The organism is Mycolicibacterium duvalii, from assembly GCF_010726645.1.
GTDB classification, from domain to species: Bacteria; Actinomycetota; Actinomycetes; order Mycobacteriales; family Mycobacteriaceae; genus Mycobacterium; species Mycobacterium duvalii.
On record NZ_AP022563.1, the window covers coordinates 481,032 to 502,766 of the forward strand.

Here is a 21,735-nt window from a genome sequence, read left to right on the forward strand (position 1 = left end):
TCAGGTACTTGAGATCGCGGGGCGGCGCGGGGCCGGACGAGGCGCAGCGAGCTCATGCAGAGCGGTGCGGAACAGCTCGTCCATGCGCGGCGAGAGCTCGGCCAATGTCGCCGCGGCGGCGTGGCTCGCCGAGCCGAAGACCCGCTGGAGGGCGGCCGGCTCGGTCGTGCCACCGATCGACAGGCACAGACAACCCACACCGTCGGCACGTAACTCCTCGAGCGCCTTGCGGGCGTCGGCTTCGGCGTATCTGCCCTCGTATCCGTCGTCGTAGGGAAAGCCGTCGGACAGCACGAGCAGCAGCCGGTGGGGGGTCCCTGCCCGTGCTTTGAGGATCTCACCGGCGCCGCGGATACCGGCCCCCAGCCGGGTGTAGCCGGACGGATGCAGCTGGGCAAGGCGCGTCCGGCCGGCCGCGCCGAACCGCTCCCCGAACGTCTTGACCACCGGCAGATGCACCGCACGCCGGCCCTGTGAGCGGAACCCGTACACCGCGACGCGGTCGCCGAGTTCTTCGAGCGTGGCGGCGAGCGTGGCTGCTGCACGGCGTTGGTGCTCGTGCACGGCCAGTCCGTCACCGTCGGCGTCGGTTCCCGATCCCGAGGCGTCCACCAGGATGAGAACACCGAGATTGCGGGCGAGCTTACGGCGCTCCGTGTACACGTGCTCCGGCGGTGAATAGCCCGAGCGTAGATCGACGAACATTCCGGTCAGGGCCTCGGTGTCCACGTCGTCACCGTCGGCTCTGGCGCGCAGCACCATCGGGCCGAGGCCGACCCGAGCCAGGCGGCGCCGCAGCACGGCGTCCCGGACCACACCTGCGACGGCGACGTCCACCGCTGCGGTGACCGGGAAATCGACGACCCGGCACCAGTCCTCCCGGTACCGGTCACCGAACACATCCCATTCAGGATGTAGTGCGCCACCGACGGCGATGCCGGCACCCGGGGAGTCGGTGCCGGTGAAACGGATCGGGGTCGGTACCGGCCGCGCGGTCGCTCCGGCCCGCGACGTCCGCCGCATCGAGCCGACTCCCATCTCGGCCCCGGCACCCTCACTGTCGGATGAACGCGAGGTTCCGAACATCTTGCGCAGGAAGTCGCCTGGGCCCTGCATGCCGGCGGGCGCCTCGAAAAGCTTCAGGATCCAGCTCTTCTCGCCCGAACCGTCGTCGTCCTCGTCTGCTTCCGACGGGCCAGTGTGCTCGACGTTCATCCGGACGTCGGCTTCGGTCGCGCGTGATCCGGGGTCACGCTGAGCTCGAATGAGTTTCGACGGTCTGATCGTCCCGTACCAGGTTGGCGGCGGCTCGATCTCCGTCCTTTTCGCAGCGAGCTCGAGTGACTCCTCGGAACTGGCCGACCGTGGCGGAGCGGCGGGCGTGACGACTGCTGCCAACGAAACACGTTGCGCCACTTCGGACAGCACACGGTGCCCTTCCAGCGCCAGATAGCGGCGTGCGAGCGGTGGGCGCGCCCGCAGTCGCTTGACGTACCGACCGTCGAGGCTTCCGGCGCCGAGAAGTGCACTCTGGACCAGCACTTCGCGACGCTGTACCTGCAGGCCGGCACCGGCCGAGACGAAGATGACCTGCCCGTCGGTGTAGGCGGACTCGCCCGCGGGGGCCACCGTGACATCGACGGGCCGACCTGCGAGGAACTGGGCCAGGAACCGGAAGCGCTGCGGCTCGGGCTTTTCGATGGTCACTGCCGGGGCAGGACGGCATCGACGAGTTCACCCAGCCCCCGGACCACCTCGGGATCGTCGGACAGCACCTCCACGACAGCTGCCTGGACGGCGGCGCGCAGGGGGAGCCCCTCGGCGACCAGGCCCCCGGCGAGGATCAACATCCGGGTCGAGGCCACCTCGTTGAGCGCCGATCCGTCCAGGTTCCGGATCGCGTTGCCGAGAACGACCAGCGACTCGGCGGTGGCCGCGTCGATACCGGCTTCGCGCGCCACCACCTCGGTTTCGACCGCGGGGGCCGGGAAGTCGAGGCTGATCGCCACGAACCGCTGCCGGGTCGACTCCTTCAGGTTCTTCAGGATGCTCTGGTAGCCGGGGTTGTAGGAGATCACGAGCTGAAAGCCAGGTGCCGCCGCCAGAGTGGTGCCGAGCCGGTCGATGGGCAGCTCGCGCCGGTGGTCGGCGAGCGGATGGATCACCACAGTCGTGTCCTGGCGCGCCTCGACGATCTCGTCGAGATAACAGATGGCGCCCTCACGGACCGCCCTGGTCAGCGGGCCGTCGACCCAGACGGTTTCGCCACCCTTGAGCAGGAAGCGTCCGACCAGGTCCGCCGACGTCATGTCTTCGTGGCCGGCCACGGTGATGAGCTCACGGCCGAGTTCGTATGCCATCGCCTCGACGAAACGGGTCTTCCCGCACCCGGTGGGGCCTTTGAGCAGGATCGGTGATCCGCGCCGGGCCGCCGCCCGGAACACGTCGACCTCGCCGCCGACGGCACGGTAGAACGGCGGCGGTTCGTCCGATTCGGACACCGGTCGAAAGTCACTGACCGTCATCGCTGCTCGCCCCCTGGATCGGCACCACGGGAGGGATGGTCACGCCTTCGGGCAGGACCAGTTCTCCCTCGTGGTTGATGTACCCCGAGTGCTTGGTGGGACGGGGTAGGTCAGGATTAGGGCACGGGCGGTCGGTGCCCTCGCCGCAGATGCCGGGGTTGAAGTAGGAACGCTTCTGGACGTCTTCCGGCCAGGGGTCGGCCTGTGTGCCGAGCCAGGTCGCGGGAATGTTGTAGAAGATGAAGAAGCAGGCACTGACACCGCCGAAGATCGCCAAGAAGCGGACGAACTGTTGTTTGACGAATCCGCCTCTGAGGTTGTCCATTCCGCGTTCGACCACGGTGCGCCCGCGGTCGTCGGTGAAGAACCGCAGGCAGCACAGCGCCGCCTGGACGCCGCCCCACATGAAGCCCTCGTAGATCGGGTACTGGTAGTAGGTGCCGGCGTTGATCGACAACTCCTGGATGGCGCCGGGATAGGAGTAGAAGCCGATCGGCAACAGGATCAGACCCTCCATGACGAAGTCGAAGACGATGGCGATCGCGTAGGTGACCAGGATCAGCCGAAGATTGCTGATGCCGGGCCAACGGTTCTTGATCTTGCGCATGATCAGGCATCCGACGATGGTGAGCAACAGGACGCCGTATGCATATCCGGGGACGTTGGTCAACAGTGGTTCGGGCACGGTATGGCCTGGTTCCTCGTGAGCTGCCCAGCCCGGGAAGTACGGTGCCCAGGAACCCTGGTTGAACAGCCATGCGTTGTAGGTACACCAGGTGCTGTGGTAGTTGAGCATCGGGTCCTGGAACATCATCAGGCCCATCGACACCAGTAGCATGCCGTCGAGCGTGATCCGTCGCTCCCGCACCCAGGGCCGAATAATGAAGAACCACAATGCAAATGGCAAGCCCACCCACAGGATGACGGCGTTGGCGATCAGCGGGATCTTCATGTACAGCGGCGGCTCGCTCGGGCCTCCCTGGACCTGCTCGAAATAGGGGCCGGTGACCCACCGGGTGATCAGATAGACCGTCAACGCCAGGAACACGGCCCCGATGGTCGCCCAGACCTTGTAGGCGCTCGACGAGGGCGCCCCCTGGCTGCCGAGGTCGGCGGTCCCGCTGAGCGATTCGGTGACGGCGGGTTTCTTGGACAGATCACTCATGATCGGTTTTCCCCTTGACGATCGGCGCAGTTGTCGACCGCGTGAGGCGGTCGGGCCGCTGTCAATATACTCATCAGTATCTGAGAATCCAATAGGTCGCGCAGATTCTGTGGCAAACTTCTGCCATGGCGGAACGTTGGACGCGGGAACGGCGGCTCGAGCACACCCGGTCGCTGCTGCTCGATGCCGCGGAGAACGTGTTCAGTGAAAAGGGCTTCACCGCAGCGACACTCGATGACATCGCCTATGCCGCGGGGTACACAAAGGGGGCCATCTACAAGCACTTCACCACCAAAGAGGACTTGTTCCTCGCGGTCAGTGATCGGTACTGGCGCCGCTACTTCGACAACTTCGCCGAGGTGATGTCCGCGGCTGATCGGGTCGGTGCCCACGAACTCGACGAGATCGCCGAACGGTGGCGCCAGCTCAGTATCGACCGCGGAGCCGAGCATGCGGCGCTGGGTCTGGAGTTCGCGCTGTACCTGCAGCGGAATCCGGAGGCACGGGAGCGGGTCGCGGCCAAGAGGTCGGAGGTCGTCGACAAGTTGGCGGCGTTCATCGTCGACAGCATGGACGCGCTCGGCGCCACGCTGTTGATCCCGGCGCGGACGTTCGCGCACGCGCTGGTCGCCACCAGCGACTCGGTGGTGCTCAGCAGCCAGCTCGACGACGTCGACCTCTACCGGCCGATGGTGGAGATGTACACGTCGGTGATCAAACTCCCGGATTGAGCTCCCGGGGGGCGACGTTGGCGAGCACCAAGGTCAGGTACGGCTCGATCAAGTCTTCGCCGTCGATGTGGCTGCCCAGCGTGACGCCCTCGTAGGTCGCGATCAGCAGCCGCGCCAGCGCTGCGGCCGGTATCCGCATCCGGCCGCCGATCTTGTCGATGTGCCCGGTGATGTAGGCGGCCAGCGACTCCGCGGTCTGTTGCCGCTGCGCGGCCACCCGCGTGCGCGCCTCCGGGTTGCGTGCCAGGAACAACGTGAACTCATAGCCCAGGGCGGCGCGGTCGGGGTTGCCGATGATCTGTTCGCGCCAGCGCCTGGCGAGCTTCTCGACATCAAGCTGGTCGAACGACTGGAACGACTCGACGATGTCGGTGAAACCGCCGAGGAATCTCTGCAACTGGCGTTCCATCACCGCGAGGAACAGCTCCTCTTTGGTGCCGAAATGCGAGTAAATGGCCCCCCGGGTGTAGCCCGCCGCGTCCGCGATCACTTCCAGCGCCGCTGCCCCGAAGCCCTGCCGTGCGACGACTTCCTCGGCGGCGTCGAGCAGCATGCTGCGGGTGTGTTCGACCCGCCGCTGCCTTGTCCACCGTTCCGCCACCACGCCATCCTCCCAGCATCAGTCCGGATCCGGGCCTCACCCCCGCAAAAAAATATTTGGTCTTGTATCTCGGATACATGAATGTATATTTGAACCGACGTCGAGCGGAGCGCGTCAGCCGACGTGGTCAACGAAAGGGATTGTGGAAAAATGGATCTCGTCGATCGCATCGCGAAGCACCGCCGGATGGCCGAAAGCTACCGCGACAAATACGTCCTCCAGAAGGTGCAGGAGGGCGAAAGCTACGACGAGTGGGAGTTCGCCGACGATGCGGTCTACACCTCACCGTACTTCGTCGCCGACCAGGAACTCGTCCTCAAAGACGTGGCCACACACTGGGACACCGCCGCCACCATCGAGGCCAAGGCCTACGGCATCACCTTTCCCGACTGGAAGCCCGTCGACTTCAAGGTGTGGCCGGCGGAGAACGGCTTCGTTCAGCGCTATCGCTGGGAAGGCACGAACGTCAACACCGGCGAGACGATGGGCTTCTACTCGATCAGCTTCGTCGAGACGGACGATCAGTGCCGGATCGTGCACTGGTCGACCTATGTCAACGACGACGAATACGGCCCGTTCCTGGAGGCCGCGATCGGAGCGCGGGGCCCGTTCAAGGGCGACGACTACATGCAGGCACTGGCCCGGCACTTCGAGAAGCACAACCTCACGTTCTGATCTGCAGTCGCGGCCGGAAGGGACGCTCACGATGACGCTCGGCGCCACCGATCAGCTGTACTACGACCCCTGGCATGCGCAACTCAACGCCGATCCGTATCCGATGTTCAAACGCTTCCGCGAGGAAGCGCCGCTGTACCACAACGACACCCACGACTTCTACGCGCTGAGCCGGTTCGACGACGTCAACCGCACCCTGGTGGACTACAAGAACTTCAGCTCGGCGCGCGGAGTCGTGCTCGAGATCATCAAGTCCGGCATCGAGATTCCGCCCGGCGTGCTGATCTTCGAAGACCCGCCGATCCACGACATTCACCGCAATCTGTTGGCGCGGGCGTTCACGCCACGGAAGATCAACGCGTTGGAGCCCCAGATCCGCGAGTTCACCCAAGCCTGTCTGGACCCGCTGGTCGGCGGCGCCCGCTTCGACTTCGTCAAAGACCTCGGTGCGGTGATGCCGCTGCGGGTGGTCGGGATGCTGTTCGGCATTCCGGAGGATTATCAGCGCCGGGTGGCCGAGGACGGTGACAAGTACGTGCGCACCGAGCGCGGAGCGCAAATGACGGACAACCCGGACGGTGTGCTCACCGACGGGCAGGTATTCGCCGACTTCATCGACTGGCGCACCGATCATCCCGCCGACGACCTGACCACCGAACTGCTCAATGCGGAGTTCACCGACGAGACCGGCGGGAGGCGCACACTGCGCCGCGACGAACTGCTGATGTTCATGAACGTCGTCGCGGTGGCCGGCGCGGAGACCACCATGCGGCTGATCGGGTGGGCGGGCAAGCTGCTCTCCGAGCATCCTGACCAGCGCCGCCGGCTCGCCGAGGACCGCTCACTGCTGCCCGGCGCGATCGAGGAGATCCTGCGCTATGAACCTCCTGCGCTGCAGGCAGCCAGATATGTCACTGCCGACGTCGAGTTCCACGGCGCGACCGTGCCTGCGGGCAGTGCCTTGCTGACACTGATCGGAGCCGCCAACCGTGATGAGCGTCAATTCGGTGCCGATGCCGAGACCTTCGACATCACGCGAGCGCCGCGTCAGCATCTGACGTTCGGGGTGGGCGCCCACTACTGCCTTGGCAACGCGCTGGCCCGCATCGAGGGGCGCATCGCCCTGGACGAGATTCTGAATCGATTTCCCGAATGGAATGTCGACATCGAGGACGCGGTGTTCTCCTCCTCGTCGGCGGTGCGCGGCTGGGACAGCATGCCGGCACACGTGTGAATGCCCACGAAACAACTAGCGAGGGAACGACTATGACAGGACGGGTGGAGGGGAAGGTCGCCTTCATCACCGGTGCGGCACGCGGCCAGGGCCGTAGCCACGCCATCAAACTGGCCGAGGAAGGCGCGGACATCATCGCCATCGATGTCTGCAAGAACGTCGACCACGTACAACTCGAACTTGCCAGTCCCGGCGACCTGCTGGAGACCAAGGAGCGCGTCGAAGCGCTTGGGCGGCGTATCGTCATCGACGAGGTCGACGTGCGCGACCTGGATGCGCTGCAGCGCGTGGTCGACCGCGGCGTCGCAGAATTGGGCCGGCTCGACATCATCCTGGCCAACGCCGGCATCGGCAACGGTGGTCAAACCGTCGAGGCGATCGACGAAGCGGTCTGGCAGACCATGATGGACATCAACCTGACCGGCGTGTGGAAGACGGTCAAGGTCGGCATCCCGCACATCGTCGCGGGCGGCCGCGGCGGCTCCATCGTGCTGACCAGCTCGGTAGCAGGCCTGAAGGCCTATCCGCAGATGAGCCAGTACGTCTCGGCCAAGCACGGTGTCGTCGGGCTGATGCGGTCCTGTGCCGTGGAATTGGCGCCGCACATGATCAGGGTCAACAGTGTGCATCCCACCCACGTCAACTCGCCGATGGTGATGAACGACGAGACGTTCCGGATGTTCCGTCCCGATCTGGAGAATCCCGGCCCGGACGACATCGCCCCGTTGTGCCAGATGTTCCACAGTATGCCGCGCCCGTGGGTCGAGATCGAGGACATCACCAACGCCGTACTGTTCTTCGCGTCCGACGAATCCCGTTACGTCACCGGTGTTTCGATGCCGATCGACCTCGGCAGCTGCCTGAAATGAGGATTGCGCCGCTACCGGCCGACGAGTGGGACGACACCGTGGTACGGGCGCTGTCGGTGATGATGCCGGCCGACCGTGCCAAGCCCGACCTCGTGGGAAACATGCTGGGCACGTTCGCCCGGCATCCGAAGCTGACCAAGGCCTACCTGACGTTCAACATGCATCTGCTGATGACCACCACGCTGTCGAAGCGGATCACCGAGACCGTCATCCTGCGGACCGCAGCGGTGCGCCGATCGGAGTACCTCTGGGACCATCACGTGCCGCTGGCTCGACGGGCCGGTCTCACCGACGAGGACCTTGCGGCCATCAGGCGCGGCGCAGCGGCCGACCCCCTGGATGCGGCGGTCCTCGCCGCGGTCGACGAGCTCCATCGGGACAGCGTCATCGGCGACGCGACGTGGAACGCGCTGACGGGCGCCCTCGACGAGCAGCAGCTGATGGACCTGGTGTTCACCGCCGGCGGCTACGGCACCCTGGCCATGGCGATCGAGACGTTCGGCATCGAGGACGAGCACCAGAGATCATGAGTTCATGACGACGTGCTCGCGCGGACCGGCGACCCGCGTGAGATGGTCGATCTGCAGGTGAATCGCGTACAGCACCAACGGGGGAAGCACGATGAACGGCACGTTCTCGGCGATGAACTTGAACCCGAGACTGTAGGCGCCCTGGCCGATGTTCTCGAAGCCGGCGCCCACCTCGGCGAGGAAGTAGACGGCGGTGCTGCTCATCAGGACCGCGCATCCGGCGAAGGCGACCCACAGGCACCGGATACGTGACTCGATGGGTAGAGCGGTGCGGATCAGCCTGGTCCACACGACGAGAACTGTCGCGCCGGTGAGGACCCCGACGACCTCGAGGGCGAAGATCCACGGATTGCCGCTGACGTAGCGGGTGTCGGCCAGCGCGTACTGCCACCACAGCCACTTCCAGCCCGGGTCGGTCGTGGGCGTCCACCACCCCAACGGGTGGCCGATCAGGAACATCAGCTCATAACCGATCTGACTGCACGCGGTATAGGGCAGATAGAACAACGTCAGTTCAGCGGCCTTGTCGAGGCGGCTCCTCTGTTCGCCGGGAGCATCCCACAACAAGACCAGGGGAAGCAGGATCACCGGAATGCCGAAGAGCATGTTGGCCACGACATCGACGGTGAAGGAGGCGGGGATCAAGCCGACACCGACGCCGATCGTCATCCCGACGAACATCACGGTGGTGAACACCGCGGTGGCCGTGTAGATCCGGAGCCGATGCGGAGCCCAGGGCTGGGCCAGGTTCGGTGTGCTGTGCACGGTCGTCACCTCGTCACGCTCCGTCCCCGTGGGTGGCCACGGCGATCGACTTGGTCTGGGTGTAGCCGTCGATGCCCTCGGCGCCGAGTTCGCGCCCGTATCCGCTGGCTTTGACGCCTCCGAACGGCGCGAAGGGGTCCATCGGGTAACCCTGATTGACGCCGAACGTGCCGGTGCGGATCGCCGCGGCCACCCGCAGGCCGCGTTCGTCGTCGGCGGTGAACACCGAACCGGCCAGTCCGTAGTCGGAGTCGTTGGCGATGCCGACCGCATCAGCGGTGTCGCGGTAGGGGATCACGGTGAGCACCGGGCCGAAGATCTCTTCGCGTGCGATGGCCATCGCGTTGTCGGCCTGGTCGAACAGGGTCGGCTTGACATACCAGCCGCGGTCGAGCCCGGCGGGCATGCCGGTCCCGCCCACCACGACGCGTGCACCATCGCGCACGCCCTGCTCGAGATACCCGGTGACCCGCTGTTGTTGGCGTCGCGAGACCAGCGGGCCCATCTGGGTCGCCGGATCGGCAGGGTCCCCGACGATCAACGTGCTCATCTCGGCGGCCAGCGCGTCGGTGAACTCCGCAGCCCGGGTCTGGGGAACCAAGATGCGGGTCAACGCATTACAGATCTGACCGCTGTTGGACAGGCTGGCCGACCGCACCCCGGCGGCGACCGCGCCCGGATCAGCATCGTCGAGCACGACGGCCGCCGACTTGCCGCCCAGCTCCAGGCTGACGCGCTTCAAATCCGCGGCGCACGCGGTCGCGACCGCGCGGCCGGCTGCAGTCGACCCGGTGAACGACACCTTGTCCACGCCGGGATGGCGCACCAGGTACTCGCCCACGGCCCGGTCCCCGGGCAGCACGCTGACCACGCCCGGTGGCAGTCCGGCCTCGTCGATGATCTCGGCGAGCAACATCGCGTCGAGCGGCGACTCCGCGGCCGGCTTGAGCACGACCGCGCACCCGGCCAGTAGCGCCGGGATCAACTTGGTGGTGATCAGGAACTGCGGCATGTTCCATGGCACGATGGCGGCCACCACGCCGACGGGATCGTGATCGATGCGGATGTCGGAGCCGTAACGTCCCGCACGGGTCTCGCGCCAGGGATGGTTCTGCGCGAGATCGCAGAACGCGTCGATCATCGTCCACGGCAGGGCCACCTGGGCGCGCTGCGCGAAGCTCGTGGGCGCACCGATCTCCGCGGTGATCAGGTCGGCCATCTCGGGGCGGCGCAGGCCGTAGCGTTCGCCGAGGCGACGCACCAGGTCGATGCGCTCGGTGGGAGGAGTACGCGGCCACGGCCCGGCATCGAACGCCGAGCGTGCCGAAGCCACCGCGAGATCCACGTCGGCGGGGGCGGCCGCGGCGACCGAGGCCACCGTCGTCTCGGTGTGCGGGGAGATCACGTCGATGCGCCCGTCGGTGCTCGGCGCCTGCCACTTCCCCCCGATGAACAGCTCGTCGTGCCGCACCTCGTCGCCCTCCGTTCCGTCCGGCGACCGTGCCACCGAGCAATATCAACTACTTGCGATTGACGCGGTGAGCATATACCGTCGGCGATGTCGTCTCGACGCGAAATCCGAAAAGGCAGCTGCGCCTGATTGTTTGCCTGCGAGACTGGTCGGACCGGTTCGCGTGGACGACGCGGCAGTGATGGCAGCCCACAGGAGACGACATGCCCCGATTCCCCAAACCGGCCGAAGGCAGCTGGACAGAGCACTATCCGCAATTGGGGACAGGACCGGTGTCATACCAGGACTCGGTGGACCCCGAGTTCTATGAAGTCGAACGCCAGGCCGTCTTCAAGCGGGCGTGGCTGAATGTGGGCCGGGTCGAGCAGGTCCCGCGTAAGGGCAGCTACTTCACCAAGGAACTGAAGGTCGTCAACACCTCGATCATCGTCGTGCGAACCACCTCCGGTGAGGTCAAGGCGTACCACAACATCTGCCGGCACCGCGGCAACAAGCTGGTGTGGAACGAGATGCCCCTGGAGGAGACCAGCGGGGTGTGCCGGCAATTCACCTGCAAGTACCACGCCTGGCGCTACGACCTCGACGGCAACCTGACCTTCGTGCAGCAGGAGGGCGAGTTCTTCGACCTGGACAAGAGCCGCTACGGACTGGTGCCGGTGCACTGCGAGGTGTGGGAGGGCTTCATCTTCGTCAACTTCGCCAAACAACCCGAACAGTCGCTGCGAGACTTCCTCGGCCCGATGATCCTCGGCCTCGAGGGCTACCCGTTCGACAAGATGACGTCACGGTTCCATTACCGCTCCGAGGTCAAGGCCAACTGGAAGCTCTACATGGACGCGTTCCAGGAGTTCTACCACGCGCCCGTACTGCATGCGAACCAGTCGCCGACCGCGTACTCGAAGGCCGCGGCCGAAGCCGGATTCGAGGCGCCGCACTACCGTATCGACGGCCCGCATCGGTTGGTCAGCACTTCCGGCGTGCGTGCGTGGGAGATGGCCGACGAGATGCGCAAACCGATCGAGGACATCTGCCAGAGTGGCCTTTTCGGCCCGTGGGACAAGCCGGATCTGGGGGAGATGCCCGAGGGTCTCAACCCGGCCAAATGCGACCCCTGGGGTCTGGATTCGTTCCAGTTGTTCCCGAATTTCGTGATGCTGTTCTGGGGCCAGGGCTGGTACCTGACCTACCACTACTGGCCGACCTCCTTCAACACCCACATCTTCGAGGGCACCCTGTACTTCCCGCAGCCCCGCACGCCGCGGGAGCGCATCGCCCAGGAGCTGGCGGCGGTGTCGTTCAAGGAGTACGGCCTGCAGGACGCGAATACCCTGGAGGCCACTCAGTCGATGATCGAATCCCGCGTGCTCGATGACTTCGTGCTCTGCGACCAGGAAGTGCTGATCCGACACCTGCACGCCGAGACCGCCGCGTGGGTCGAGGACTACCGGAACAAGACGGCGGGGGTGTGAGCATGGACGCGCCGACCAGCACCGCGAAGCTGCCCGCCGAGTTCGCCGACCTCGAACAGTTCGCCGACTGGTGCCTGGCCTCCGAGCCGGAGCGCTACGCCAAGCGGCTGGGCAGCTCGATGCGCGACATGCAGGCCTTCTACGACGCCATCACGCCCCGGGCGGAAGAGGCGATCGCGTACTGCGACAAGTTCGCGCTCGACGACCTGCCCGACGACGTCGTGAACCTGATGCGCCTGCTCTACTCGATGATCCAGGTGTCGTTCCCGGTCGAGTGCTGGAAGCAGCCCAAGGTCCCCGACTCCGGTGCGACGACGCTGGACTGCGACGCCGAACCCGTGCCGTGACGACCACGGTCATCCGGGCGGCGCGGTGGGCCGACGTCGACGCCGGCGAGGTGCGGGGGCCGGTCACCGTCGTGGTCGTCGACAATCGCATCTCGGCAGTGAATCCCGATGTGGCCCCGCAGGACTGCGAGGTCGTCGATCTCGGTGACGTGACCTTGCTGCCGGGGCTGATGGACATGGAGCTCAACCTGCTCATCGGCGGGCCCGGCGGGCCGGAAGGGTTGCCCAGCCCGATGCACGGGGTGCAGGACGATCCGGTGTACCGGACGCTGCGGGCCGCGGTGAATGCGCGCACCACCCTCGAAGCCGGCTTCACCACGGTGCGCAACCTCGGGCTGATGGTCAAGACGGGCGGGTACCTGCTCGACGTGGCCTTACAGCGGGCCATCGACCAGGGCTGGCACGTCGGGCCGCGGATCTATCCGGCCGGACACGCCGTCACACCGTACGGCGGTCACCTCGACCCGACCGTGTTTCAGCGCCTCGCGCCGGGCATCATGCCGCTGTCGGTGGCCGAGGGAATCGCCAACGGCGTCGACGACGTCCGGGCCTGCGTGCGCTATCAGATCCGCCACGGCGCGAAGCTGATCAAGGTGTCTGCCTCGGGCGGGGTGATGTCGCACAGCACCGCACCCGGCGCGCAACAGTATTCGGACGAGGAGTTCGCCGCGATCGCCGACGAGGCGCACCGTGCCGGAGTGCGGGTGGCCGCCCATGCGGTGGGCGACAGCGCGATTCGCGCGTGCATCCGGGCCGGCATCGACTGCATCGAGCACGGCTTCCTCGCCAGTGACGACACCATCCAGATGATGGTCGACCACGGAACGTTCCTGGTGTCGACGACCTACCTGACCGAGGCCATGGCCATCGACCGCATCGCCCCGGAACTGCGCAAGAAAGCCGAGACGGTGTTCCCGCAGGCCCAGGCGATGCTGCCGAAGGCGATCGCGGCCGGAGTCCGCATCGCCTGTGGCACCGACGCCCCGGCGGTGCCACACGGACAGAACGCCAAGGAGTTGGGTGCGCTGGTCAAGCGCGGCATGACCCCGATGCAGGCGCTCCGTGCGGCGACGGTCACCAGCGCTGAGCTCATCGAGGCCGACGACGAACTCGGGCGGCTGGCCGACGGGTATCTCGCCGACATCGTGGCGGTCGCCGGGGACCCGTCTCAGGACATCACCGCCACCCTCGATGTGCGCTTCGTGATGAAAGACGGTGCGGTGGTCAAGCACGACACCGGCGAGCAGGGCTAACGTCGAGACATGGCGGCACGTGACGGGGCTGGTGTGGAGCTCACGAACAACATCCTGTGGTTGCTGAAGCAGGCCTTCTACTTCTCGCTGACCAGCGTGAACGAAGCCGTCGGCGACCATGGCGTCAGTACCGCGCAGATCGGTGTCCTGCGGCAACTGTCCAACGAGCCGGGGCTTTCGGGCGCGGAACTGGCTCGTCGTCTGCTGATCAGTCCGCAGGGGGTGCAGCTCGCCCTGACCGCGTTGGAGAAGCGCGGTCTGGTGGAGCGCAAGCAGAATCCCGCCCATGGACGCATCCTGCAGGCCTTCCTGACCGACCAGGGACGTCAGGTCGCGGCGGCGGTGGTCAACGACGCGATCACCGCGCACGACAAGGTTTTCGGCGTGCTGTCGAAGTCCGAGCAGCAGACCCTGCGGGAGCTGCTCGCCCGCGTCGTCGAGCAGGGCACGGGGCATCAGCTCTACACCGACCACGTCGACCCCTGATCGTCAACCACCGTGGGCGCACGGGGCGATTCGCGGCAGTGACAAGTACTTGAGGTTAATGACAAGTACTTGATATTGTGGCGAGCGATGGCCGAGAATCTCACCACCGAAGGATTCGCACCGCTTCGCATCAAGCAGGTGGTCCGCGAGACCTGCGATGCCGTCTCCTTGGTGCTCGACGTGCCCGAGGACTGCTCGCACCGTTTCCGGTACAAAGCCGGACAGTTTCTGACCCTGTTAGTCAGCGTCGAGGGACGCGACCTGCGGCGCTGCTATTCGATGTCCTCGGCGCCGCTCGAAGACGAGCTCCGCATCACCGTCAAACGCGATCCCGGCGGCGTGGTCTCGAACTGGCTCAACGACACCGCCACCGCGGGCAGCGAGCTGCAGGCCGCCCCGCCCGAAGGGAAATTCGTTCTCGACGAGGGGGTTTCGGCCACCGCGCCACTGATCGCCTTCGCCGGCGGCAGCGGGATCACCCCGATCATGTCCCTGGTGCGTACGGTGCTGGCAGACTCCGAGCGGCCGGTGAAACTGTTCTACGCCAACCGCGGCCGCAGTTCGGTGATCTTCTCCGACGCGCTCGAGCAACTGGCCGACGCCTATCCCGACCGGCTGACCGTACGGCACCATTTCGACGAGGACGCCGGTGTGGTCAGCCCCGAGACGATCGACTCCTTCGCGGGAGACAGCGCAGCCGGCCACTTCTTCATCTGCGGGCCGACCCCGTTCATGGACACCGTGGAGAACGCCCTGTTGTCGGCCGGGGTGACGAAGGACCGCCTGCACCTGGAGCGGTTCACCGTCGCCGAGATCCCAGTCGATGCTGCCGAGACCCAGGACACCGAAGAGGTCGTCATCGAACTGGACCGCAAGAAGACCGTGGCGGCCTACCGCAAGGGCGATACGCTGCTACAGGTCGCGCGCTCGGCGGGCCTGCGGGCGCCGTATTCCTGTGAAACAGGTTCGTGCGGAACGTGTATGGCGCGCATCGTCGAAGGCAGCGCGCGCATGGTCAACAATGACGCGCTCGATGATGACGAGGTCGCCGAGGGTTGGGTGGTGTCCTGTCAGGCATTGCCGACCAGCCCTCGAGTGCACATGATCTACGAGTAGGAGCGACATGCCCAGTGATTCCCCGCAGTCGCGGGTTGCAGTGGTGACCGGAGGTGCCTCCGGGATGGGCGAGGCCAGTTGCCGCGAGCTCGGCAGGCGGGGACACAAGGTCGCTGTCCTCGATCTCAACGGTGACGCCGCCCAACGCGTCGCCGAGGAGCTGCGCGCCGACGGTATCACCGCGCTCGGTCTCGCGGTCGACGTCGTGGACCGGCCGGCCGTCGATGACGCATTCGCCAAAGTTCGTACTGAACTCGGTCCGGTGCACATTCTGGTCACGAGCGCCGGCCTGGTGGACTTCGCGCCGTTCCTGGAGATCTCGCCGCAGAGCTGGCAGCGCCTCATCGACGTCAACCTCAACGGGACGTTCCACTGCGCGCAGGCCGCGATTCCCGACATGCTGGAAGCGGGGTGGGGTCGCATCGTGATGATCTCGTCGTCCAGCGCGCAACGCGGCTCACCCGGGATGGCACATTACGCCGCATCGAAGGGCGGCTTGATCTCGCTCACGCGCTCACTGGCACGGGAATACGGCCCGGCGGGTATCACGGTCAACAACATCCCGCCGTCGGGGATCGAGACGCCGATGCAGCACCAGTCGCAGGCGGCCGGCTACCTCCCCCCCAACGAGCAGATGGCTGCCAGCATCCCCGTCGGGCACCTCGGCACGGGAGCCGACATCGCCGCGGCCGTCGGCTTCCTGTGCTCTGCGGAAGCAGGTTTCATCACCGGTCAGACACTTGGTGTCAACGGAGGGTCGGTGATGGCATGACAGGCGTCGACAGCGCACTACGACAGGGAGATTCAGATGGGTAAGTGGCCGAAGCCCGCTGAGGGCAGCTGGACCGAGCACTATCCCGTACTCGGGACGGGCCCGGTGTCGTTCCGGGATTCGATCTCACCGGAGTTCTACGAACTGGAGAGAGAGGCGGTGTTCAAACGCGCCTGGCTCAACGTCGGTCGGATCGAGGATGTCCCGCGGGTCGGCAGCTACTTCACCAAGGAGATCGAGGTCGCCAGAACCTCGGTGATCGTGGTCCGCGGGCGCGATCAGCAGATCCGCGCCTTTCACAACATCTGTCGCCACCGCGGAAACAAGCTGGTGTGGAACGAATTTCCCGCGGCCGAGGTCAAAGGTGTATGCCGGCAGTTCACCTGCAAGTATCACGGCTGGCGTTACGGTCTCGATGGAGAGCTCACCTTCGTCCAGCAGCAGGGGGAGTTCTTCGACCTGGACAACGAGCGCTACGGTCTGGCGCCGGTGCACTGCGATGTGTGGAACGGCTTCGTTTTCATCAACTTCGACCGTGAGCCCCGGCAGACACTGCGCGAGTTCCTCGGCCCGATGATCACCGCTCTCGACGACTACCCGTTCGACTTGATGACCGAGCGGTACGAGTTCGCCGCGCACAACAACAGCAACTGGAAGATCTTCGCCGACGCGTTCCAGGAGTACTACCACGTCCCCTCGCTGCACAGCCAGCAGGTGCCCACCGAGGTTCGGCAACCCAACGCGACATTCGAGTGCGGGCACTTTCAGATCGACGGACCGCACCGCCTGGTTTCGACCGCGGGCACCCGGCGCTGGTTGCTGGCACCGGAGTACATGTACCCGGTCGAGCGCGCCACCCGCAGCGGTCTGGTGGGGCCGTGGCGCACTCCGGAGACCCACCAGTCGGCCGGTCTGAACCCCGGCGGTATCGAGCCGTGGGGCATCACCAACTTCCAGATCTTCCCCAACCTCGAGATCCTGATCTACCACGGCTGGTATCTGCTGTACCGGTACTGGCCGACTTCGCACAACACCCACAAGTTCGAGGCCTACAACGCGTTCCATCCGGCGCGCACGGTGCGCGAACGTGTCGAACACGAGGTGGCGTCGGTGGTGCTCAAGGAGTTCGCGCTGCAGGACGCCGGGATGCTCGGCGGCACACAGGCCGCGCTGGAGTACGGGTTGGGGGAACCGGTGGTCGACGATTACCCGCTCAGCGACCAGGAGATCCTGGTGCGCCACCTCCACCACGAGGCCGTCAAGTGGGTCGAGGAGTACCGCAGCGAGCGCCGTCCGGTGGGGGTGTGACCATGGCCGACCACCTGCCCAGTGCCTTCGCCGAGTACGAACGATTCGCCGAGAAATGGTGTCTGGCCACCGAACCCGAGCGGTGGCAGATGCGGATGGAGACTGCGATGGGGGAGATCCACGAGTTCTACGACGCGTTCACGCCGCGATTCGAGGAAGCCATCGATTACTGCGACAAGTTCCCGCTGGACGACCTGCCGGAGGATGTGCTGAACCTCCTGCACCTCGTCTACTCGATGATCATGGTGTCGATGGCCGTCGAGGTCTTCGGCACCCAGAAGCCCGCCGACTCCGCCGACGCCGTGCTCGACCGCGTCAGCGCGCCGGTGCCCTGAGTGAGGAAACAGCCATGACGACAGCGCTGACCATCAACAAGCTGACCGCGTCCGTCGGCGCCAAGGTCGTCGGGCTCGACCCGGCGCACCTGGGCTCCGACACGGCGCTGGGCGACGCCCTACTCGAGGCCCTCGAGCGCAACGGCGTCCTGGTGCTGCCGGAGCTGCACCTCGATCCCGTTGCGCAGGTGGAATTCTGTCGCCGGCTCGGCGGTATCGACCACTCCTCGGACGGTCACCATCCGGTTGCCGGGATATACCCTGTCACGCTGGACAAGTCCAAGAACTCGTCGGCGGCCTACCTTCGCGCGACCTTCGACTGGCACATCGACGGCTGCACCCCCACCGGCGACGAGTACCCGCAGAAGGCCACCGTGCTCTCGGCCAAGCATGTCGCCGAGCACGGCGGGGAAACCGAGTTCGCGAGTTCCTACGCCGCCTACGACGATCTGACCGACGACGAGAAGATCCGGTTCGGGGCCCTGCGCGTGGTCCATTCGCTCGAGGCGTCACAGCGCCGCATCACGCCCGACCCGACCCCAGAGCAGCTGGCCCGGTGGCGGGCGCGGCCAACCCACGAACATCCGCTGGTCTGGACGCACCGCAGCGGGCGGAAGTCGCTGGTACTCGGAGCGTCTGCGGACCACATCGTGGGGCTGGACCTCGACGAGGGGCGAGCCGTGCTGCAAGATCTGCTGGATCGCGCCACCACGCCCGACAAGGTCTACCGGCACACCTGGTCGGTCGGCGACACGGTCATCTGGGACAACCGCGGGGTGCTGCACCGCGCCGCACCCTACGCGGAGGATTCGCCACGCGAGATGTTGCGAACCACCGTGCTCGGCGACGAGCCGATCCAGTGAGCCCGCCGGCCGGGTCTCGAATGACTCCGTTGCCGGAGGAGCAATGGGACGACGCGATGCGGGACGCGCTGAGCCCGCTGCTGTCCGAGGACCGGCGCAACTCGCGCGACGCCGGCAATGTGTTGGCCACCCTGCTGCGGCACCCGGACCTTACTCGCGGATACCTGCACTTCAACGCGCACCTGCTGCTGAATTCGACACTGTCGCCGCGGATTCGCGAGGTCGCGTTGCTGCGCGCCGTCCACCTGCGGGGCTGCGACTACCTGTGGGACCATCACATCGCCATCGCCGAGCGCGCCGGCGTGACGGCCGCCGACCTCGACCGCATCCGAGCCGGCGACAGCAGCGACGCGGTCGACCGCCTGGTCGTAGCGACCGTCGACGAAATCGACCGGAGCCACACGTTGGCGGACGACACCTGGATGAGGCTGCGGGAGTTTTTCGATGAACGGCAGATCCTCGATCTGCTCTTCACCGTGGGCTGCTATCAGTCGCTGGCGGTCGCCGTCAACGTGCTGGCCATCGCGCCCGAACATCCCTGACCGGACCCCTCGTTGACGGCGCGCGGCCGGTATGAAAACCTGATACGCAAAGATGAGAATCTCATTCTCATACAGTGAGACCGGTGAAACGGAGCGAGCATGGCTGAAGACCTCACCACGGTCGACTTCTTCCGGGACAGTCGCCTGACCGAAGACCCCTACACGTTCTACGAAGCGCTGCGCAACAAATGCCCGGTGGCGCGCGAGGACCACTACGGCGTCACCATGGTGACCGGATGGCAGGAGGCCGTCGACGTCTACAACGATGCCGAGACGTTCTCGTCGTGCATCTCGGTGACGGGCCCGTTCCCGGGCTTCCCGGTGCCGCTGGAAGGTGACGATGTCACCGAGGTGATCAAGCAGCACCGCGACGAGATCCCGTTCAGCGATCAGCTGCCGACGCTCGATCCGCCGACCCATACCAACCACCGCGCCCTGCTGATGCGGCTGATCACCCCCAAGCGCCTCAAGGAGAACGAGGACGCGATGTGGCAGCTCGCCGACGACATCCTCGACGACTTCCTGGCACCCGGCCAGGGCGAGTTCATCAAGGGGTTCGCCGGTCCGTTCACGTTGCGGGTGATCGCCGATCTGCTCGGGGTTCCGGACGAGGACCGGGCCGAACTGCTGGAGCGACTGGCGCGCGGCACACACGGCAGCGGTCTCGGCAACGCCGACAAGCAGCTGACCAAGACGCCGCTGGAGTACCTCTACGACGTGTTCGCCGAGTACGTCGAGGACCGCCGTGCGCAACCCCGCGACGACGTGCTGACCGGGCTGGCGACCGCGACGTTCCCCGACGGCACCATGCCGGAGGTCGGTGACGTGGTGCGGGTGGCCACCAACGTGTTCTCCGCCGGCCAGGAGACCACGGTGCGACTGCTGTCGACGGCGTTAAAGGTCATCGGCGACCATCCCGACATCCAGGCGCAACTGCGCGAGGACCGCAGCCTGCTGCCGAACTTCATCGAGGAGTGCCTGCGCATCGAGAGCCCCGTCAAGGGCGACTTCCGGTTGTCGCGGGTGCCCACCACCGTCGGTGATCAGCAGCTGCCCGCGGGTTGCACGGTGATGGTGATCAACGGCGCGGCCAACCGTGATCCGCGGCGCTTCGAGAACCCCGACACCTTCGATCCGGAACGCAAGAACGCCCGCCAGCACCTCGCGTTCGGCCGCGGCATCCACAGCTGCCCCGGTGCGCCGCTGGCGCGCGCCGAGACCCGGGTGGGGCTGGAGCGCCTGCTCGACCGCACCACCGACATCCGGATCTCCGAGGACAAGCACGGACCGGCCGGTGCCCGGCGATACGAGTACATCCCGACCTACATCCTGCGCGGACTGACCGAACTGCATCTGGAGTTCGACGTCCGATGAAGGTGATGGTCGACGAGGATCGGTGCGCCGGCCACGGTATGTGTCTGACACTGTGCCCGGAGGTGTTCCAGATGACCGACGACGGCTGGGCAGTCGCCGACCCCGAGACCGTCCCGGCCGGCTCCGAGGATGCCGCACGTGAGGCCATCGACAATTGCCCAGAACGGGCAATCCGCGAAATCGATTGACGGTAGGAGAAATAACAGTGGCCAAGGGCTATGTGATCATCACCGAGGACGTCAAGGACGCAGCCGGCATGGGCGAGTACGCCAAGCTGGCCAGCCAGACGATGGGCAACGCCAAGATCCTCGCGTTCGGTCCGCCGGCCGAGAACCTCGAGGGCCAGTGGCACGGCACCCAGACGGTGCTGCTGGAATTCGATTCCGTGGAGGCCGCCAAGCAGTGGTACTACTCCGACGAGTACCAGGCGGCGGCGAAGCTGCGCCAGGCTGCAGCCGACTGCCACGGGGCGGTCGTCGCCGGCCTCTGACGCCCGCGGCGTCCCCGACATCAGTACGGAGACAGGGCGGCGACCGGACTGGTGGTGATCGCATGCACCAGCAGCTCGGCCAGCTCGTGCGGCCGCGACAGAAACGGTGAATGCGACGCGTCGATCGACAGTTGCTCGACCCCGAGCCGGCGCGTCACCGTGTCGGCCAGCCAGCGCGGCATCGACCGATCCTGTTCGCACACAATGAAACTGCGTGGCAGGTCCGCGTCCCAGAAACGGGGCACCGACACCGGTGTGACGGTGGTGTCGCCGAAGCGCTCCGGGCCGAGCCGGTCGAACGCCCAGCGTGCGGTAGCTTCGTCGCAGTCGTGGTAGAAGTATTTCCACGCGCCGTCGAAGTCGGCGAAGCGCATCGCGCCGTCCTCGTCGAAGTGCAGGTAGCCCAGCATCTCCCCGACGTCGCCGTCGAAATCGCCGCCCAGCTCGACCGGTCCGGACTCGGAGTCGCGCATCGCCATCGCCTCCGGATAGGTGCGGCCTTCCCGGGGTAGCGCAGCAGCGAGGTAGACGATGTGGCGCACCAGATCCGGCCGTGCGTCGGCGGCGAGCGTGGCATCGAAGCCGCCCCCGGAATGGCCCACCAGCACACTGCGTTCCGGTGCCGCGGCTGCCAGCGCTTCGACGATCGCCTCCCGCCGATTGGCCAGCGTCGATTCCTCGTCGAGACGCGCGCCGTGGCCGGGCAGGTCCACCGCCACCGCGTCGTGTCCCAGCGCCGCCAACTGGTTGATCGTGCGTTCCCAGCACCAGGCAGCGTGAAAGCCGCCGTGCACGAACACGAACCGCATGAACG

25 protein-coding genes are annotated in these 21,735 nt (G+C 66.1%); 18 read left to right on the forward strand and 7 right to left on the reverse strand.

Features of this window, described 5'->3' with window-relative positions; translation table 11 throughout:
* From G6N31_RS02340 to G6N31_RS02350, 3 genes are read right to left on the reverse strand one after another with little or no spacing between them, the layout of a single operon-like run.
* On the reverse strand, positions 1–1,707 hold the full coding sequence (locus G6N31_RS02340) for a nitric oxide reductase activation protein NorD (protein WP_098003296.1): 1,707 nt from the start codon (positions 1,705–1,707) through the stop codon (positions 1–3).
* A complete protein-coding gene (locus tag G6N31_RS02345; RefSeq protein WP_098003297.1) occupies positions 1,704–2,525 on the reverse strand; it encodes a CbbQ/NirQ/NorQ/GpvN family protein in 822 nt (273 codons plus the stop codon). Before G6N31_RS02345 ends, G6N31_RS02340 begins: the two co-directional genes overlap by 4 nt.
* On the reverse strand, positions 2,512–3,690 hold the full coding sequence (locus G6N31_RS02350; protein WP_098003298.1) for a spirocyclase AveC family protein: 1,179 nt from the start codon (positions 3,688–3,690) through the stop codon (positions 2,512–2,514). Before G6N31_RS02350 ends, G6N31_RS02345 begins: the two co-directional genes overlap by 14 nt.
* Positions 3,691–3,815: 125 nt before the next feature.
* Here G6N31_RS02350 and G6N31_RS02355 point away from each other — a divergent pair, with 125 nt between their 5' ends.
* A complete protein-coding gene (locus G6N31_RS02355; protein WP_098003299.1) occupies positions 3,816–4,421 on the forward strand; it encodes a TetR/AcrR family transcriptional regulator in 606 nt (201 codons plus the stop codon).
* Here the strand turns inward: G6N31_RS02355 and G6N31_RS02360 are convergent.
* Positions 4,405–5,022 (reverse strand): TetR/AcrR family transcriptional regulator, encoded by a 618-nt coding sequence (locus tag G6N31_RS02360; protein WP_098003397.1) that lies wholly within the window; start codon positions 5,020–5,022, stop codon positions 4,405–4,407. The two genes, G6N31_RS02355 and G6N31_RS02360, sit on opposite strands and share 17 nt — an antisense overlap.
* Positions 5,023–5,172: 150 nt before the next feature.
* Here G6N31_RS02360 and G6N31_RS02365 point away from each other — a divergent pair, with 150 nt between their 5' ends.
* From G6N31_RS02365 to G6N31_RS02380, 4 genes are read left to right on the forward strand one after another with little or no spacing between them, the layout of a single operon-like run.
* Positions 5,173–5,697 (forward strand): nuclear transport factor 2-like protein, encoded by a 525-nt coding sequence (locus G6N31_RS02365; RefSeq protein WP_098003300.1) that lies wholly within the window; start codon positions 5,173–5,175, stop codon positions 5,695–5,697.
* 31 nt (positions 5,698–5,728) lie between these two features.
* Positions 5,729–6,931, forward strand: coding sequence for a cytochrome P450 (locus G6N31_RS02370; RefSeq protein WP_098003301.1), 1,203 nt, complete (start codon positions 5,729–5,731; stop codon positions 6,929–6,931).
* A 32-nt stretch (positions 6,932–6,963) separates the two neighbouring features.
* Positions 6,964–7,800: a mycofactocin-coupled SDR family oxidoreductase gene (locus tag G6N31_RS02375; RefSeq protein ID WP_098003302.1), complete on the forward strand. Its 837-nt coding sequence runs from the start codon at positions 6,964–6,966 to the stop codon at positions 7,798–7,800.
* Positions 7,797–8,330, forward strand: coding sequence for a carboxymuconolactone decarboxylase family protein (locus G6N31_RS02380; RefSeq protein WP_098003303.1), 534 nt, complete (start codon positions 7,797–7,799; stop codon positions 8,328–8,330). Before G6N31_RS02375 ends, G6N31_RS02380 begins: the two co-directional genes overlap by 4 nt.
* Here the strand turns inward: G6N31_RS02380 and G6N31_RS02385 are convergent.
* Both G6N31_RS02385 and G6N31_RS02390 read right to left on the reverse strand, forming a co-directional pair.
* On the reverse strand, positions 8,325–9,095 hold the full coding sequence (locus G6N31_RS02385; protein WP_420090577.1) for an emopamil-binding protein: 771 nt from the start codon (positions 9,093–9,095) through the stop codon (positions 8,325–8,327). The two genes, G6N31_RS02380 and G6N31_RS02385, sit on opposite strands and share 6 nt — an antisense overlap.
* A 13-nt stretch (positions 9,096–9,108) precedes the next feature.
* Positions 9,109–10,566, reverse strand: a complete 1,458-nt coding sequence (locus G6N31_RS02390; RefSeq protein WP_098003398.1) for an aldehyde dehydrogenase — start codon at positions 10,564–10,566, stop codon at positions 9,109–9,111.
* A 203-nt stretch (positions 10,567–10,769) separates the two neighbouring features.
* Between G6N31_RS02390 and G6N31_RS02395 the strand changes: the two genes are divergently transcribed.
* From G6N31_RS02395 to G6N31_RS02455, 13 genes are all read left to right on the forward strand, one after another.
* Positions 10,770–12,035 carry an aromatic ring-hydroxylating oxygenase subunit alpha gene (locus G6N31_RS02395; protein WP_098003305.1) on the forward strand — a complete coding sequence of 422 codons (1,266 nt, stop codon included), beginning with the start codon at positions 10,770–10,772 and terminating at the stop codon, positions 12,033–12,035.
* A gap of 2 nt (positions 12,036–12,037) precedes the next feature.
* Complete coding sequence (locus G6N31_RS02400) at positions 12,038–12,382, forward strand: hypothetical protein (protein ID WP_098003306.1); 345 nt, start codon at positions 12,038–12,040, stop codon at positions 12,380–12,382.
* Entirely contained in the window at positions 12,379–13,635 is a 1,257-nt protein-coding gene (locus tag G6N31_RS02405) for a metal-dependent hydrolase family protein (RefSeq protein ID WP_098003307.1), read from the forward strand. The genes G6N31_RS02400 and G6N31_RS02405 overlap by 4 nt, the downstream gene beginning before the upstream one ends.
* A 33-nt stretch (positions 13,636–13,668) precedes the next feature.
* Complete coding sequence (locus G6N31_RS02410; RefSeq protein WP_098003308.1) at positions 13,669–14,121, forward strand: MarR family winged helix-turn-helix transcriptional regulator; 453 nt, start codon at positions 13,669–13,671, stop codon at positions 14,119–14,121.
* An 87-nt stretch (positions 14,122–14,208) separates the two neighbouring features.
* Positions 14,209–15,237, forward strand: a complete 1,029-nt coding sequence (locus G6N31_RS02415; RefSeq protein WP_098003309.1) for a ferredoxin--NADP reductase — start codon at positions 14,209–14,211, stop codon at positions 15,235–15,237.
* Between the two features lie 7 nt (positions 15,238–15,244).
* Positions 15,245–16,009: an SDR family NAD(P)-dependent oxidoreductase gene (locus G6N31_RS02420; RefSeq protein ID WP_098003310.1), complete on the forward strand. Its 765-nt coding sequence runs from the start codon at positions 15,245–15,247 to the stop codon at positions 16,007–16,009.
* 36 nt (positions 16,010–16,045) lie between these two features.
* Entirely contained in the window at positions 16,046–17,317 is a 1,272-nt protein-coding gene (locus tag G6N31_RS02425) for an aromatic ring-hydroxylating oxygenase subunit alpha (RefSeq protein ID WP_098003311.1), read from the forward strand.
* 2 nt (positions 17,318–17,319) lie between these two features.
* Entirely contained in the window at positions 17,320–17,652 is a 333-nt protein-coding gene (locus tag G6N31_RS02430; RefSeq protein WP_098003312.1) for a hypothetical protein, read from the forward strand.
* A 14-nt stretch (positions 17,653–17,666) separates the two neighbouring features.
* Complete coding sequence (locus G6N31_RS02435) at positions 17,667–18,515, forward strand: TauD/TfdA dioxygenase family protein (RefSeq protein WP_098003313.1); 849 nt, start codon at positions 17,667–17,669, stop codon at positions 18,513–18,515.
* Positions 18,516–18,535: 20 nt separating this feature from the next.
* On the forward strand, positions 18,536–19,057 hold the full coding sequence (locus G6N31_RS02440) for a carboxymuconolactone decarboxylase family protein (protein ID WP_098003314.1): 522 nt from the start codon (positions 18,536–18,538) through the stop codon (positions 19,055–19,057).
* A 99-nt stretch (positions 19,058–19,156) separates the two neighbouring features.
* A complete protein-coding gene (locus tag G6N31_RS02445) occupies positions 19,157–20,431 on the forward strand; it encodes a cytochrome P450 (RefSeq protein ID WP_098003315.1) in 1,275 nt (424 codons plus the stop codon).
* Positions 20,428–20,619, forward strand: coding sequence for a ferredoxin (locus tag G6N31_RS02450; RefSeq protein WP_098003316.1), 192 nt, complete (start codon positions 20,428–20,430; stop codon positions 20,617–20,619). The genes G6N31_RS02445 and G6N31_RS02450 overlap by 4 nt, the downstream gene beginning before the upstream one ends.
* A gap of 17 nt (positions 20,620–20,636) precedes the next feature.
* Positions 20,637–20,921: a DUF1330 domain-containing protein gene (locus tag G6N31_RS02455; RefSeq protein WP_098003317.1), complete on the forward strand. Its 285-nt coding sequence runs from the start codon at positions 20,637–20,639 to the stop codon at positions 20,919–20,921.
* A 20-nt stretch (positions 20,922–20,941) separates the two neighbouring features.
* Here the strand turns inward: G6N31_RS02455 and G6N31_RS02460 are convergent, their stop codons facing one another.
* Positions 20,942–21,730: an alpha/beta fold hydrolase gene (locus G6N31_RS02460; RefSeq protein WP_098003318.1), complete on the reverse strand. Its 789-nt coding sequence runs from the start codon at positions 21,728–21,730 to the stop codon at positions 20,942–20,944.
* Between the last annotated feature and the right edge of the window lie 5 nt (positions 21,731–21,735).